The organism is uncultured Alsobacter sp., assembly GCF_945952055.1.
GTDB lineage: Bacteria > Pseudomonadota > Alphaproteobacteria > Rhizobiales > Beijerinckiaceae > Alsobacter.
Genome location: NZ_CAMFHB010000001.1, coordinates 141,152 through 155,773 on the forward strand (window position 1 = coordinate 141,152; position 14,622 = coordinate 155,773).

Sequence of the window (14,622 nt, forward strand, 5' to 3'; positions counted from 1 at the left end):
GCGCTCAGTCGGGCTTGCGCGGGGGCGGCGGGGACAGCGGCATTCCGCCTTTGCCCGTTTCCACGAACACGCGCAATTCGTCCATCGAGGAGAAGCGGAAGCGCCCCTGCGGCGTTTCCGCCTCGATGGCGCTGTCGGAGTACATGAAATAGGTGTGCTCGCCGGACGCGTAGGTGGCGACGAGCTCGCGCTCCTTCGTCCCCTCGCCGCCCGCGCCCTCGGCGGTGGCCGGCGTGTCGGAGCCTGTCTCGTCCCGTTCGACAGCGTCCTTGTCGTCCTGCGCCATGTCCTCGGCGGAGGCCTTGGCATCCGCCGCCGCGGACGGTTCCGACCCGGCGTTCGCCGCGGCGCGGTCGGATCGGTCGGGATCGGGGGTGGCGAGTTCGGCCTTGTCGCCTTCCGCCTCGGGCGCGAGCGTCGGGCGCAGGGTGGGCGTCAACGGATCGACCGGGGGACTGTCGGCGGGCTTGGCCGGACCGGGCTCGTCATGCGCGCCGCGGACCCCGGCGTCGGCCGGAGCCCGGTCGGCCGCGACGACCGCGGCGGCGACGGAGGCCGCGGTCACGGCGGGAAGCTCGGGCGCCACCACGACGGGCGCCGCCACCGGAACGATCTCACCGGCCTCGACCAGTTCCCGAATCTTCTTGAGTTCCGAGAGACATGCGGTCAGTGCCACCATCAGCAGCCCGGCGCAGGCCATCGCGACTCCCGCGACCGCCATGGTCGAGCCGGTCTCGGTCCTGATCGTGTCGGCGCCGTAGACGGCCGCCGCGCCTCCGCTCAGCGTGAGCAGAGCCGAGATGACATAAAGGAGGAAGACCATCGTGATCCGCTGGTTGATTGTCCGGCTTGCGTCAATGCGCCGGTAACACGTGGACTTGGCTCCGTCCATGCCGGACGGCGGCTCACGCGGTTAATTCCCGTCCCCCACCTGGAGATCCGCAAATATCCGGACGCCCCTGTTGAAGCCGGACGGCGGGAAGCCTAACTTCCGAACCGGACCGAAGCCCGGCCCTTTCGCGGCCAGCCTGCCTTCAGAGGAGACTTCCATGTCGTTCACCCTCCCCGATCTTCCCTACGCCCATGATGCGCTTCAGCCCTACATGTCGCGGGAGACGCTCGAGTATCACCACGACAAGCATCATCTGGCCTACGTGAACAACGGCAACAATCTGCTGAAGGGCACGGAGTGGGAAGGCAAGTCGCTCGAGGAGATCGTGGTCGGCTCGTATGGCAAGAATGCGGGTCTCTTCAACAACGCCGGCCAGCACTACAACCACCTCCACTTCTGGAAGTGGATGAAGCCGAATGGCGGCGGCTCCCTGCCCGGCGAACTCGAGAAGGCCGTGGTCAGCGCGTTCGGCTCCGTCGACAAGATGAAGGAGGACTTCATCGCCGCGGGCACCACGCAGTTCGGCTCGGGCTGGGCCTGGCTGGCGGTGAAGGACGGCAAGGTCATCGTGTCCAAGACCCCGAACGGCGAAAGCCCCCTGGTCCAGGGCGCCACGCCGATCCTCGGCGTCGACGTGTGGGAGCACTCCTACTACATCGACTACCGCAACCGTCGCCCCGACTACCTGAAGGCCTTCATCGAGAACATGGTCAACTGGGAGTACGTGGCCGAGCGTTTCGCCGCCGCGACCAAGTGACCGGCAGTCAGGATCGAACACCGACGGCGGCCCCCTGGGCCGCCGTTTTCGTTCAGGCCGCCGACATGGCCTGCAGGAAGCGGTCGACGGTGGCGTGGAGGTGCTTGGCCTGCTCCGCGACGTCCATTGCGGACTGGTTCACCTGGGCCGCCGATTGATCGGTCTCCGCCACCACCGCATCCAGCTCGCGCATGTCGCCGGCGGCGCTTTCGGTGCCCCGCGCGGCCCTGGTCACGCCTTGCGTGATCTCGACCGTGGCCGAGGCCTGCTGTCCGACCGCCTGGACGATGCCGGAGGTGAAGCCCTCGACCTCCTCCATCTGGCTCGCGATGGCCTCGATGGCATTCACGGCGGAGGCCGTCGCCCCCTGGATCGAGCTGATCTGCTCGGCAATCCGTTCGGTTGCCTTGGCGGTCTGGCCCGCGAGGCTCTTCACTTCCGAGGCGACGACGGCGAAGCCGCGGCCGGCCTCGCCGGCGCGGGCGGCCTCGATGGTCGCGTTGAGCGCCAGGAGATTGGTCTGGGCCGCGATGGCCTGGATGAGGTTCACCACCTCGCCGATGTCCCGGGCCTTTCCGGCCAGGCTCTGCACGGTCGCGGTCGTGGCGCGGGTCGTGTCCGTGGCTGCGACGACGATGCTGCGCGTCTGCGAGACCCGGGTCTCGATGTCGGTGATCGCCGCCGTCAGGGCCTCGGCCGCGCGCGCGACGTTCTGAACGCTTTCCGACGCGTCGCGGGTCGCCCGCGCGGCACCCTTGGCGCGCTGCGTGCTCTCGGCGGCGATGCCGGTGAGGGTCCGCGCCGCGAAGGTCATCTGCTCGGAGTTGGCCGAGACGCTCTGCAGAGCGTCGCGAACGGCGGAGCGGAAATTGGCGACGAGCGCGTCGATGGTGCGCTCGCGTTCGGCGCGCGCGGAACGGTCCGAGGCGTCGCGGGCCTGGAGAGCCTGGCGCTCCTGCAACCCCTCCTTCACCAGGGCGACGGCATGGGCCAGCGCGCCCAGTTCGTCGCCGCGGCTGACGGCCGGGACCTCGACCGACAGGTCGCCGTCCGCCAGGCGGCGGGCCGCGGCCGCGAGCTCGCGAATGGGGCCGGTCAGGCGGTTGAGGACGAGCCAAAGCGTCAGCCCGACGGTGAGGATGGCGACGGCCGCGAAATGGGCGGCCGGAACGATGGCCGAGGCGACGGCGGCGTCGAGATAGCCGCGGTCGAAGCGCAGGATCAGCACGCGGCGGGTCTCGCCCGCGAGCAAGGGGAGAGCGGCGGACTGGAAGGTGGCGTCGTCGTCCTGGACCGTCGCGTTCTCGGGGAGCGAAGCCCGGGTGGCGAGGCCGAACTGCTTGCGGACCAGGTCGGGCGTCAGCGGCTGGCCCGCGGCGTTGACCGCGCCGAGCGTCTGGCCGGTCTGGTCCAGGAGAAGCGCGCCGTCGGCGCCGCTGCGGGACACGATGTCGCGCAGGATCGCAGGAACCGAGCCATTCCCCGCGCCGCGCAGGGCTGATGCGGCGAGGCCCGCGGCCAGCGCGGATTTCGCCCGCACGTGATCGTCCAGCGTCTTTTCGACGAAGCTGCGGGTGTTCCACTGCGACAGGACCATCGCGGCCGCGAGAAGTGCTGCCAGCACCGTCGCGACCGAAAAGATCAGAAACGCATGGAGGGACTTGCGAGGCGCCAGGGTCACACGATGGTCCGGAAGCTCCAGCTCAAACGCCGTCACAATCAAGGATTCTCGTAAAGGTGGTGTTAAATGGCTAGGTCAGTCTTGAAAATTGCAAAATCTGACGAGTGACAACCCCGCCTCGGCCAGTGCCGCCGGAAATGCCGGCCCCGCCAGGAAGGCGTGCTCGAGGGGACGCGTCTCGACCACGGGGTCGAGCCTGCGCAAGTCCTCGTCGACATGGCCCGGATGGCACATGACGAGATGCCTTGGGCCCGGCACCCGCAGGAACGCCGCGAAATCCTCCCCGAAGTCCCGCCCGGGATCGAACGGGCTCACTCCGGCGAAACCGTCGTTGGACCGGAAGCCCTGGGCCACGAGGCTTCGCGACCAGAACATCGACAGCCCCGCGATCACCAGCGCCTTCGGCACCGCGACGCCGCGGGCGAGGATGGCCCCGGGCGTGTCGAAGGGATCGCGGATCCACGGCAGGGCCGCCCCGCCATAGGCCCGGCGGGCGCTCCTCAGCAGGGCCTGGCGCACCACCGGCAGCACGTGCACGTGCTGGTGGCCGTCGATGAAGTCGGGCAGGCGGCCGAAATGCGTTTCGAAGGCCTCGAGCTGGCGGGAGATCTCGGCTTCCACCGCCTGCCCGTCGAGTTGCCGCGAGAAGGCCCGGCGGGCGAGCGCGCCGAAGCCGGGCAGTTCGCCCGTCTCGGCCAGTGTCCTCACCGGCGCGAGGGGCGCTCCCAGCGTCAGGTTGAGATGCAGCCCGAGGTCGGCCTTGCCGTCGAAGGCCCTCAGGTCGGGCGCCAGGTCCGCCCAACGCCGGAAGGACGTCATGACGCCGGTTCCCGATAGACGGCCATCCGCCAGCAGCGCGAGGATGGATCGGCTGACGCCCGCGGTCATCGCGAAGTCGTCGGCGATCAGGCAGACCTGGGTCGGGCGAAAGGAGCGGCGCATGGGCGGATTCGGGCAGGATCGGGCGCTCACCATGCGCGGGACGGGGCCTTGCCGCAATGTCGGCCTGCTGGACATCCATGTTGGCTCGGCGCAGTGTCCAGCCGACATCGGAGCCGCGCGCCGGTCAGCACGAGATTCGCCTTGTCCGCCCCACCCTCTTCCGCTCCAGAACTCTCCGTCGTCGTTCCCGTCTTCAACGAGGGCGGCAATGTCGAGGCTCTCGCCGCCCGGCTGGCGCCCGTGCTGGACCGTGCCGTCGCCAGCTGGGAAGTCCTGCTCATCGACGACGGGTCGCGCGACGACACCCTCTCGCGGGCGAAGGGCCTGAACGAGCGCGACCCGCGCTTCAGGACGGTCTCGTTCAGCCGCAACTTCGGCAAGGAGATCGCCATCGCGGCCGGGCTCGATCATGCCCGCGGGCGGGCCGTCGTGATCATGGACGCCGACCTGCAGCATCCGCCCGAAATGATCGAGACCTTCGTCGCCCATTGGCGGGAAGGCTATGCCATGGTGTTCGGGCAGCGGACGGACCGCGAGGCCGACGGCCCGATCCGCCGGGCGCTGACGCGCGCCTTCTATCGCCTGTTCGCCGCCTTCGGCGAGACGCCCCTGCCCGACGGGGCCGGCGATTTCCGCCTGCTCGATCGCAAGGCGGTCGATGCCCTGCGGGCGATGGGCGAGCGGGCCCGGTTCTCGAAGGGCCTCTATGCCTGGATCGGCTTCCGCTCCAAGGGCGTGCCGTTCGACGTCGCCCAGCGCGCCAGCGGCACGAGCAAGTTCAATGCGCGCAAGCTGTTCCGCTTCGCGTTCGACGGCATCACCTCCTTTTCCACCTTGCCCCTCAAGCTGTGGACCTATGTCGGCGTCGTCGTCTCGGCCTGCGCCTTCGTGCTCGCCATGTACTTCGTCATCGACACGCTGATGCGCGGCGTGGACGTGCCGGGCTATGCCTCGCTGATCGTGTCGGTGATGTTCTTCTCGGGCGTGCAGCTCATCTCGCTCGGCATCATCGGCGAGTACATCGGGCGCATCTTTGCCGAGGTGAAGCGGCGTCCGCTCTACATCGTGGGCGATCGCGTCGGCTTCGACGAGCCCGACCCCGCCTCGGTGTGGGTGGCGCGGGACGAGCGCCGGCGAGCCTGACGCGTGTTTCGCCAGATCCTGTCCGTCGGCGGCTTCACCCTGCTTTCGCGGGTCACGGGCTTCGTCCGTGACATCGTCATGGCGGCGATCATGGGCACGGGGCTCGTGGCCGACGCCTTCGTCGTGGCCCAGCGCCTTCCCAACCATTTCCGTGCGATCTTCGGCGAAGGCGCCTTCAACTCGGCCTTCGTGCCCAGCTACGCCAAGGCGCTGGAGAGCCAGGGCCAGCAGGCGGCCACGCTGCTGGCGGGCCGGCTCCTGACGCTGCTGGCGATCGTGCTCACGATCGTCACGGCGCTCGCCATCGTCTACATGCCCTCGCTGGTCGCGCTGCTCGCGCCAGGCTTTCCGGATGAGCCCGAGAAGTTCGCGCTGGCGGTGACGCTGACGCGCATCACCTTCCCCTACCTGCTGTTCGTGACGCTGGTCACGCTCGTCTCCGGCGTCCTCAACGCCGCCGACCGGTTCGCGGCGGCGGCGGCGGCGCCCATCCTGCTCAACGTCACGGTCGTCGCGGCGCTGGCCGTCGCCTTCCTGTTTCCCACCGCCGGACATGCCGCCGCCTGGGGCGTCGCGGTCGCCGGGGTCCTCGAGCTGCTTCTCGTCGTGTTCGACGCGCGCCGGGCGGGCATCATGCCGGTCCCCCGGGGCATCGTGCTGGATGCCGGCATGCGCCGTTTCTTCCGCACCCTCGGGCCGGCGGTCATCGGATCGGCGGGCGTGCAGATCGCGATGTTCGCCGACACGATCATCGCGTCGCTCCTGCCGACGGGGGCCGTTTCCTCGCTGTACTACGCCGACCGGCTCTACCAGCTGCCCGTGGGCGTGATCGGCATCGCCGCCGGGACCGTCGTCCTGCCGGCCATGGCCCGCCGCCTTGCGGTGGGCGACGAGGACGGCGCGGCCGCGGCGCAGAACCGCGCGATGGCCTTCACCCTCGCCATCGCGGCTCCGTTCTTCGTGGCTTTCCTCCTGATCCCGACGCTGATCATGGAGGCGCTCTTCATGCGCGGCGCCTTCGACGCGCACTCAGCCGCCGCGGCCGGCGCGGCGCTCGCGGCCTACGGCATCGGCCTGCCCGCCGTCGTGCTGATCCGCTCGGCCATCGCCAGCTTCCACGCGCGCCAGGACACGGCGACGCCGCTGATCGCGTCGTTCTCCGGCATCGGCGTCAACCTGGCGCTGAAGCTCGTGCTCTACGCCCCGCTGGGTGCTCCGGGCCTCGCGCTGGCGACCGCGGCCGGTGCCTGGGTGAACTTCGCGCTCCTGGCGTTCCTGGCCTTGCGCCGGCGGGCGATGCGGCCGGACCGGGGCCTGAAGCTGACGCTCGTGGCCGTGCTCGTCAGCGTCGCCGCCCTGGTGCTCTACACGCTGCTCGCCCACAGGCCGCTGGCGACGCTGGCTGCGGGCGTGCCTTCCGCCCATGCCATCGTGCTGCTCGCCCTGCTGGGGGGTGGCGGAGCGATCGTCTATTTCGGGCTGCTCTTCGGCCTGCTCAAGGCTTTACGGGTCCCCTTACGCCGGGCGTGACCGGCCGGCCGTCGCCGCGGGGGCGGGCTGCCGGAATGCAGTAGGCATAGCCCGGCGGCCGCCAGATCGCGGCCACGCCCTGCACCCAGGTCTCGCAGTCGACCTGCTCGAAGAAGCAGCGCTCGGCCTCCCGCCAGTCGGTGAACTCGCGCTCCGCCGACCTGTCCATCGGGCGCCCGCCGGCCACGCGGCCGATCCACAGCACCTGCGGCCCGTAGTAGGGCACCATCACGGTGCAGCTGCCGCCCCGCTCACGCGTGTAGCGCAGCGTGTGCTCCGGCGAGACCGGCGGCTGGGTGAACCCCGCCAGGGCCGGCACGACGGCCAGCAGGGCGAGGCGGCAAAGGGTACGCATGACAAACATCCCGGGTCCGCCGGGAAGCTTGCCGCGTCAGGGTGAACAGGCGGTAACCGTCACCCGGCGTGCGCGAACTCCCAGTAGAGCGCGCGGGCCTTGGCGTAGAAGGGTCCCGGCTGCAGCGAACGGTCCTCGATCCGCGTGATGGGCTGCACCTTGCCGTAGTTTCCGGCCGAGAAGATCTCGTCCGCCTCCAGGAAATCCCTGTGCGACAGCGTGCTCTCGCGGACGGTGTGACCGGCCTCGCGCAGCAGCGCGATGACCCGAGCGCGGGTGACGCCGGCCAGGAAGCATCCGTTGGCGGCCGGCGTGTGGACGACGCCGTCCTTGACCATGAACACGTTGGCGGACCCCAGTTCGGCGATGTTGCCGAGCATGTCGAGCACGAGGCAGTTGTCGAAGCCCCGCTCGTTGGCCTCCATGATCGCCCGGGCGTTGTTGGGGTAGAGGCAGCCCGCCTTGGCATTCACCGGCATCGTCTCGATGGTCGGCCTGCGGAAGGGCGACAGCGTGATCGACGAGCCGGTGGGCTGCGGCATCGGCGCCTCGTAGATGCACAGGCAGAAGCGGGTGCTCTCCGGATCGACGGCGACCGCACCGCGGCCGCTCTGCTCGGCCCAGTAGCTCGGGCGGATGTAGAGCTCCGGGTTGGGGCCGAAGCGGCGGACGCCTTCGTGCGTCAGCGTGCGCATGGCGTCGACCGTCATGGTGGGCTTCAGCCGCAGCGCCACGGCCGACCGGTTGACCCGTTCCAGATGCGCGTCGAGGTCGGGCATGACCCCCTCGAAGGCCCGGGCGCCGTCGAACACCGAGGAGCCCAGCCAGAAGGCATGGGAGCGCGGCCCCATGATGGGCGGATTGCCCTCGTGCCACTCACCCTCGAACCACGTCCATGTCTGCGACCACGCCATTGCCGGAATCCCTCTCGTCCAGGGCCGGCATCCAAGGACGCGGCGAGGCCCGCGTCAACGGGTCTCCCGCGCATCTCCGGGTCGCGACGCGCGACGGATGGGAGAGCCGTCAGGCCGGGAAGATCCAGCACCGTTCGACCGTGATGCCGGCGTCGGCGCCCTGCGCGACGACGGCCCCGTGCGGCACGTCGATGTCGACGACGAGACCGGCGACGGTGATCTCCGCGCGGCGCCCGGCGCCGGTGCGCCGGACTGATGTGACGGTCCCCTGCAGGTGGCCGCGGCCGGCCGGAGCCAGGGCCACGCCGCCGGGCCGCAGGTACAGGTGGCCAGCGCCGTCGGCACACGGCGTCGCCGGGATCGCCAGGGCCTCGCCGTCGAGGTACGGGCGGCCGTGGCGGACCTGGACGGGCAGCGCCGTGGCGTCGCCCACGAAACCCATGACGAAGGCGGACGCCGGGTTGTCGTAGATGTCGTCGGCGCTGCCGACCTGCTCGAGCCGTCCGCGGTTCAGGATCGCGACCCGGTCGGCCAGTTCGAGCGCCTCGTCCTGGTCGTGCGTCACGAACACCGTCGTCTGGCCGGTCTTGTGATGGATTTCGCGCAGCCAGCGCCTGAGTTCCTTGCGCACCTTGGCGTCGAGGGCGCCGAAGGGCTCGTCGAGCAGCAGCACGGTCGGGTCGATGGCCAGGGCGCGCGCCAGGGCCACCCGCTGGCGCTGCCCTCCGGAGAGCTGGGCCGGGTAGCGGCCCTCGAGTCCATCGAGCTGGACGAGGTGCAGCAGTTCGAGCACGCGGGCGCGGATCTGCGTCTCGGTCGGCCGTGTCCTGCGCGGGCGCACCCGCAATCCGTAGGCGACGTTCTCGAACACCGTCAGGTGCTTGAACAGGGCGTAGTGCTGGAACACGAAGCCGACGCCGCGGTCCTGGACCCGCGTCAACGTCGCGTCCTCGCCCCGCAGCGCGATCGTGCCGGCATCGGCATGCTCGAGGCCGGCGATGATGCGCAGGAGGGTCGTCTTGCCCGAGCCCGAGGGGCCGAGCAGCGCGATCAGCTCGCCCTCGGCGATGTCGAGGTCGACGCCGGCGAGCGCCGCGTGGGCGCCGAACTGCTTGTGGATGCCGCTGGCACGGATTCCCAAGGGCTTGCTCCGGTCCGCCCGCGACAGGCTGTCAGTGACGCCGGCCGCCGGCAAGTTCGTCGGCGTGACGCCATTCCAGGATGGACTTGGCCGCCAGGGTGACGAGGGCGAGGAAGGCGAGGAGAGACGCGACCGCGAAAGCGGCGACGAAGTCGTATTCATTGTACAGGATCTCCACATGGAGCGGCGTCGTGTTGGTGAGGCCGCGGATGTGACCGGAGACGACGGAGACCGCGCCGAATTCACCCATGGCGCGGGCGTTGCACAGAAGGACCCCGTACAGAAGGCCCCAGCGGATGTTGGGCAGCGTGACGGTGAGGAACGTGCGAAGGCCGCTCGCCCCCAGCGTCAGGGCCGCCTCCTCGTCCACCGTCCCCTGCTCCTGCATGAGCGGGATCAGTTCGCGGGCGACGAAGGGGAAGGTCACGAAGATCGTGGCCAGCACGATGCCCGGCAAGGCGAAAATGACCTGCAGCCCGTGCGCGGCGAGCCACGGCCCCAGAAGACCCTGGGCACCGAAGAGCAACACGTAGACGAGGCCCGACACGACCGGCGACACCGAGAACGGCAGGTCGATGAGCGTGACCAGGAGGCTCTTGCCGCGGAACTCGAACTTCGCGACCGCCCAGGACGCCGCCACGCCGAAGACCGCGTTGAGCGGCACGGCGATGGCCGCGACCGTGAGCGTCAGACGAATGGCCGCCTGCGCATCCGGATCCTCGAAGGTCGCGAGGTAGCGCCCGACGCCCTGGCGCAGGGCCTCGGTGAACACGACGCCGAGCGGCAGCAGCAGGAACAGGCCGAGGAACGCCACGGCGATGCCGATCAGAAGGTTGCGCACGAGGGCGCTCTCGGCCGTGGGCGCGATGCGGCCCGCCCTGCCCCTGGGTGACGGTCCGGCGCTGGCGTCAGACATGGCCGAATCTCCGGTAGGTCCAGGCCTGCAGGAGATTGATGACCAGCAGCATCACGAAGGAGATCGCCAGCATGATGCACGCGATGCCCGTGGCGCCCGCGTAGTCGTACTCCTCCAGCTTGACCACGATCAGCAGCGGCGTGATCTCGGACACGAAGGGGATGTTGCCGGCGATGAAGATCACCGAGCCGTATTCCCCGACGCAGCGCGCGAAGGACAGCGCGAACCCGGTCAGCACGGCGGGAACGAGCGGCGGCAGCACGACGCGCGCCAGCGTCTGGAGGCGGCCGGCGCCCAGGGTGGCCGAGGCCTCCTCGATCTCGCGGTCGAGATCCGCGATCAGCGGCTGGACGGTGCGCACGACGAAGGGCAAGCCGACGAACACGAGGGCCACGAAGATGCCCAGCGGCGTGAAGGCCACCTTGATGCCCAGTTCGGCCAGGGGCTTGCCGATCCAGCCGTTGGGAGCATAGAGCGCCGCGAGCGATATGCCGGCGACGGCCGTCGGCAGGGCGAAGGGCAGGTCGACCACGGCGTCCAGCAGGCGGCGACCCGGGAACGTGTAGCGCGTGAGCACCCAGGCCACGACGACGCCGAAGACGGCATCCACCACGGCGGCGGCGAAGGCGATGCCGAAGGTCACCTTCAGCGAGGCCAGGATCCGCGAGTTGGACAGGAGCCGCGCGAAGCCGTCCGGTCCCAGGCCCGCGGCTTTCAGGACGAGCGCCGCCAGCGGCAGCAGCACGATCAGGCCGAGCCAGGCCAGCGTCACGCCGAAGGCGAGGCCGAAGCCGGGCAGGACGCTGGCCCGCCGCAGCAGGAGCGGGCGCGACCGGGGCCGGAGGGGAGGCGCGGCGGCGCCGCCGGGGTCGGCGTGGGCGACCGCCATCACTTCGCGATCGTCTTCTGGATGACGTCGAACACGCCGCCATCGTCGAAGTGGGCCTTCTGGACCTTGGCCCAGCCGCCGAAGACCGCGTCGATCGTGAAAAGCTTGAGCTTGGGGAGCCGCTCGAGGTCGGCCTTTGCCGCGGCCTCCGGCAGCGACGGCCGGTAGAAGTTCTTGGCGATGATCGCTTGGGCGGCCGGCGTGTAGAGCCATTGCAGGTAGGCTTCGGCCACCTTGCGCGTGCCCTTGGCGTCGGCGTTGCCGTCCACCAGCGAGACCGGTGGTTCGGCCAGGATCGAGACGGAGGGAACGACCACGTCGAACTTGTCGGCGCCGAACTCCTGCAACGTGAGGAAGGCCTCGTTCTCCCAGGCGATCAGGACGTCGCCCAGACCGCGCTGCGCGAAAGTGACCGTCGAGCCGCGCGCGCCGGTGTCGAGCACCGGGACGTTGCGGAAGATCGCGGTGACGAAATCCTGCGCGGCCTTTTCGTCGCCCTTGGCCTGCTCGAGCTTGTAGCCCCAGGCCGCGAGGTAGTTCCAGCGGGCGCCGCCGGAGGTCCTGGGGTTCGGGGTGATGACCGCGATGCCGGGCTTGGCCAGATCGTCCCAGTCCTTGATGGCCTTGGGATTGCCCTTGCGCACCAGGAACACGATGGTCGAGGTGTAGGGCGAGGCGTTGTTGGGCAGGCGCTTCTGCCAGTCAGCCGGGATCTTGCCCGTGCGCGCCGCGATCTGGTCGATGTCGGCGGCGAGCGCCAGGGTCACGACGGAGGCGTCGATGCCGTCGATGACGGAGCGGGCCTGCGCCCCGGAGCCGCCATGGGACATCCGGATGGTGACGGCTTCTCCCGTCTTGGCCTTCCACTCGGCCGCGAAGGCCTGGTTCAGTTGCTTGTAGAGTTCGCGGGTCGGATCATACGAAACGTTGAGGAACGTGGTCTGCGCGTGGGCAAAGGTCGCCACGCACACGACGACGAGAACGGCCCCGAAGAAAAGCACGTGGTCGACGACGCGACGGATATCGGCTCCGAGCATGAAATGGCCTCCCGGCTTCCATATTCCCATTATCCTAGTCAGATTATAGGAATTAGCAAATCGTAAAACACGGCGGGTCGCGGTGGTTCCGCACGGTGGTCGGCCGGAAGCCCGTCATGGCGGCGCGGGTCCCGTTTACGATCGAGGCAAGAGGCGGCTGCTTCGATTTCGTCAGGCTCAGGGTTGAGATGGACCAAAACATGGCCGGCGCGCGGCGAGAGCGCGTCCGCCGCCCTGCCCCGGCGAGGCGCCGGGCGCACACGCACGACGCCCTCGCATGGACCGGGACGACCGTTTTCCGGGAGTGAGCTGCGCGGCCGAGCGTGCGATCAGCGGCAGGCCCGCTGGGCCAGCACCAGGCTGGCTGCGGCGATGAAAGGGCCGTTCCTGTAGTCGCTCTCCGCCTTCCCGTAGAGGAACGGGTGGCAGGAGGGCGTGACCACGACCCCGCCCGCGGCGGCGAGGACCGCGTGTCCCGCCGCTGTGTCCCACTCCATCGTGGGCCCGAAGCGGGGGTAGATGTCGGCCTCTCCCTCCGCCACGAGGCAGAACTTCAGCGACGATCCGGCACTGCGCAGGTCCGCGATGGGCAGGCGCGCCAGGCAGGCGTTCGTCTCCTCGTCCCGGTGGGACCGGCTCGCGACCGCCGTGAGCCGTTCGCCGCAGGTGCGCACCGCGATGCGGTCGCTGACGCCGTCCAGGCGCGCGCCATCACCGGGCGCCACCCGCGTCGCGGTGGCGATGCTGCCTCCCGTCCAGAGGCGGCCGGTCGCCGGTGCATAGACGATCCCGGTCAAGGGGCGGGCGTCCGTCACGATGGCGATGTTGACGGTGAAATCGTCGCTTCCGGAAACGAACTCACGCGTGCCGTCGAGGGGATCGACGAGGACGAAGGTGCCCGAGCCGTCCGGCGCGAAGGCCTCGGTGCGCTCCTCGGACAGCACCGGGATCCCGGGCAACAGCCTTGCCAACCCCTCGGCGATGATGCCGTCGGCGGCATGGTCGGCCGCCGTCACGGGGCTGCCGTCGTGCTTGGCCGCGGCTGCGCAGCCGCGATGTCTCATGATCGCCTCGCCGGCCCGCGAGGCGAGCGTGGCAAGGTCTGCGATGAGGGACGCGGCCCGAAGGTCCTGCACGCTCGCTTCTCCCCGTTGTCTGCGATCCTACAGGATGCTGTGGCGAGCCGGTATCCGGCCCTTCACGAGACCCGCGCCATCCCGCGGGATCGCAGCTAACGCCCGTGCCGCCTCACATGACGATGTGGGTCACATGACGATGACATGGCGGATCACTTCGCCGCGGTCGAGCAGGTCGAAGGCGGCGTTGATCTGGTCCAGAGGACCGGTGCCCGACAGGAGCCGGTCGACCGGCAGCTTTCCGGCCTGGTAGAGCGCGACGTAGCGCGGAATGTCGCGGGAGGGGACGCAGGAGCCCATGTAGCCGCCCTTGATCACGCGCTCTTCCGCCACCAGCGGCACCGCCGGGATGGAGAACTGGGTGGCCGGCGCCGGGAGACCGGCGGTGGCCGTCGTGCCGCCCCGCCGGGTGATCGCATAGGCGAGCTCGAACGCCTTCGTCGCGCCGGCCATTTCGAGCGCGTGATCGACGCCGCCGGAGGTCCGCTCGCGGATGAGCCGTACCACGTCCGGATCGTTGGCGAGGAAGACGTCCGTCGCACCGAGCGATCGGGCGATCTCCAGCTTGTGGGGCTGCAGGTCGACCGCGACGATGCGGCCGGCTCCGCTGGCGACCGCGCCCAGCAGGGCGGCGAGCCCGACGCCGCCGAGCCCGATCACGGCCACCGACTGGCCCGGCCGGACCTGGCAGGTGTTCATGACCGTGCCGACGCCCGTCATCACCCCGCAGCCGAACAGCGCGGCCTCGGCCAGCGGCAGGTCCTGCCCGATCTTGACGATCGAGCGGCGCGACACGACCGAGTACTCCGAGAACGCGCAGACGCCGCAGTGATGGTTGATCTCGCCGTCGTCGCAGGTGAACCGCCGCGCTCCCGAAAGCAGGGTCCCGGCCACGTTGGCCGCGTTGCCGGGCTCGCACAACGCCGCCCGCCCCTCGGCGCACATGGCGCAGGTGCCGCATGTCGGCACGAAGCTCATCACGACGTGGTCGCCGCGCTTCAGGTCCGTCACCTGCGGACCGACCTCCTCCACGATGCCCGCCGCCTCGTGCCCCAGCGCCACCGGCAAGGGCCGCGGCCGATCGCCGTTGATGCCTGACAGGTCCGAGTGGCACACGCCCGCGGCGGCGATCTTGACCAGGACCTCGCCGGGCCCGGGCGGGGCGAGGTCGACGGTCTCGATCGAGAGCGGCCGGGACGTGGCGTAGGGCCGGGGGAGACCGGACTGACGCAGGATGGCGGAGCGGACTTTCATTGGCTGCGACCCCTTGGTGTTCCGCAGCCATCGCA

General features: G+C 69.9%; 14 protein-coding genes. 3 read left to right on the plus strand and 11 right to left on the minus strand.

Annotated features, from left to right (window positions below):
- Positions 1 to 4: 4 nt before the first annotated feature.
- The gene (locus Q0Q47_RS00635) at positions 5 to 823 is read right to left on the minus strand and encodes a hypothetical protein (protein WP_293853267.1); all 819 of its coding nucleotides are present in this window, start codon (positions 821 to 823) and stop codon (positions 5 to 7) included.
- 226 nt (positions 824 to 1,049) lie between these two features.
- Here Q0Q47_RS00635 and Q0Q47_RS00640 point away from each other — a divergent pair, with 226 nt between their 5' ends.
- A complete protein-coding gene (locus Q0Q47_RS00640; protein WP_293853269.1) occupies positions 1,050 to 1,649 on the plus strand; it encodes a superoxide dismutase in 600 nt (199 codons plus the stop codon).
- Between the two features lie 52 nt (positions 1,650 to 1,701).
- Here Q0Q47_RS00640 and Q0Q47_RS00645 read toward each other — a convergent pair whose 3' ends face one another.
- Both Q0Q47_RS00645 and Q0Q47_RS00650 read right to left on the minus strand, forming a co-directional pair.
- Positions 1,702 to 3,330, minus strand: coding sequence for a methyl-accepting chemotaxis protein (locus Q0Q47_RS00645; RefSeq protein WP_293853270.1), 1,629 nt, complete (start codon positions 3,328 to 3,330; stop codon positions 1,702 to 1,704).
- Between the two features lie 75 nt (positions 3,331 to 3,405).
- Complete coding sequence (locus tag Q0Q47_RS00650; RefSeq protein ID WP_293853272.1) at positions 3,406 to 4,272, minus strand: ChbG/HpnK family deacetylase; 867 nt, start codon at positions 4,270 to 4,272, stop codon at positions 3,406 to 3,408.
- 141 nt (positions 4,273 to 4,413) lie between these two features.
- Between Q0Q47_RS00650 and Q0Q47_RS00655 the strand changes: the two genes are divergently transcribed.
- Both Q0Q47_RS00655 and murJ read left to right on the plus strand, forming a co-directional pair.
- Positions 4,414 to 5,415 (plus strand): glycosyltransferase family 2 protein, encoded by a 1,002-nt coding sequence (locus Q0Q47_RS00655; RefSeq protein ID WP_293853273.1) that lies wholly within the window; start codon positions 4,414 to 4,416, stop codon positions 5,413 to 5,415.
- A gap of 3 nt (positions 5,416 to 5,418) precedes the next feature.
- A complete protein-coding gene (murJ, locus tag Q0Q47_RS00660; RefSeq protein WP_293853275.1) occupies positions 5,419 to 6,945 on the plus strand; it encodes a murein biosynthesis integral membrane protein MurJ in 1,527 nt (508 codons plus the stop codon).
- Here the strand turns inward: murJ and Q0Q47_RS00665 are convergent.
- The 8 genes from Q0Q47_RS00665 to Q0Q47_RS00700 all read right to left on the minus strand — a co-directional run bounded on the left by Q0Q47_RS00665 (position 6,911) and on the right by Q0Q47_RS00700 (position 14,587).
- Positions 6,911 to 7,300 carry a hypothetical protein gene (locus tag Q0Q47_RS00665; protein ID WP_293853277.1) on the minus strand — a complete coding sequence of 130 codons (390 nt, stop codon included), beginning with the start codon at positions 7,298 to 7,300 and terminating at the stop codon, positions 6,911 to 6,913. The two genes, murJ and Q0Q47_RS00665, sit on opposite strands and share 35 nt — an antisense overlap.
- A 59-nt stretch (positions 7,301 to 7,359) precedes the next feature.
- Positions 7,360 to 8,214, minus strand: a complete 855-nt coding sequence (locus tag Q0Q47_RS00670) for a branched-chain amino acid aminotransferase (protein ID WP_293853279.1) — start codon at positions 8,212 to 8,214, stop codon at positions 7,360 to 7,362.
- A 109-nt stretch (positions 8,215 to 8,323) separates the two neighbouring features.
- The gene (locus tag Q0Q47_RS00675) at positions 8,324 to 9,355 is read right to left on the minus strand and encodes a sulfate/molybdate ABC transporter ATP-binding protein (RefSeq protein WP_293853280.1); all 1,032 of its coding nucleotides are present in this window, start codon (positions 9,353 to 9,355) and stop codon (positions 8,324 to 8,326) included.
- A gap of 31 nt (positions 9,356 to 9,386) precedes the next feature.
- Positions 9,387 to 10,271 carry a sulfate ABC transporter permease subunit CysW gene (gene cysW, locus Q0Q47_RS00680; RefSeq protein WP_293853282.1) on the minus strand — a complete coding sequence of 295 codons (885 nt, stop codon included), beginning with the start codon at positions 10,269 to 10,271 and terminating at the stop codon, positions 9,387 to 9,389.
- The gene (gene cysT / locus Q0Q47_RS00685; protein WP_293853284.1) at positions 10,264 to 11,160 is read right to left on the minus strand and encodes a sulfate ABC transporter permease subunit CysT; all 897 of its coding nucleotides are present in this window, start codon (positions 11,158 to 11,160) and stop codon (positions 10,264 to 10,266) included. Before cysT ends, cysW begins: the two co-directional genes overlap by 8 nt.
- Complete coding sequence (locus Q0Q47_RS00690; protein ID WP_293853286.1) at positions 11,160 to 12,197, minus strand: sulfate ABC transporter substrate-binding protein; 1,038 nt, start codon at positions 12,195 to 12,197, stop codon at positions 11,160 to 11,162. Before Q0Q47_RS00690 ends, cysT begins: the two co-directional genes overlap by 1 nt.
- Positions 12,198 to 12,526: 329 nt before the next feature.
- Positions 12,527 to 13,333 (minus strand): 3'(2'),5'-bisphosphate nucleotidase CysQ, encoded by an 807-nt coding sequence (cysQ, locus tag Q0Q47_RS00695; protein ID WP_293853287.1) that lies wholly within the window; start codon positions 13,331 to 13,333, stop codon positions 12,527 to 12,529.
- Between the two features lie 129 nt (positions 13,334 to 13,462).
- Positions 13,463 to 14,587 carry a zinc-dependent alcohol dehydrogenase family protein gene (locus Q0Q47_RS00700; RefSeq protein WP_293853289.1) on the minus strand — a complete coding sequence of 375 codons (1,125 nt, stop codon included), beginning with the start codon at positions 14,585 to 14,587 and terminating at the stop codon, positions 13,463 to 13,465.
- Between the last annotated feature and the right edge of the window lie 35 nt (positions 14,588 to 14,622).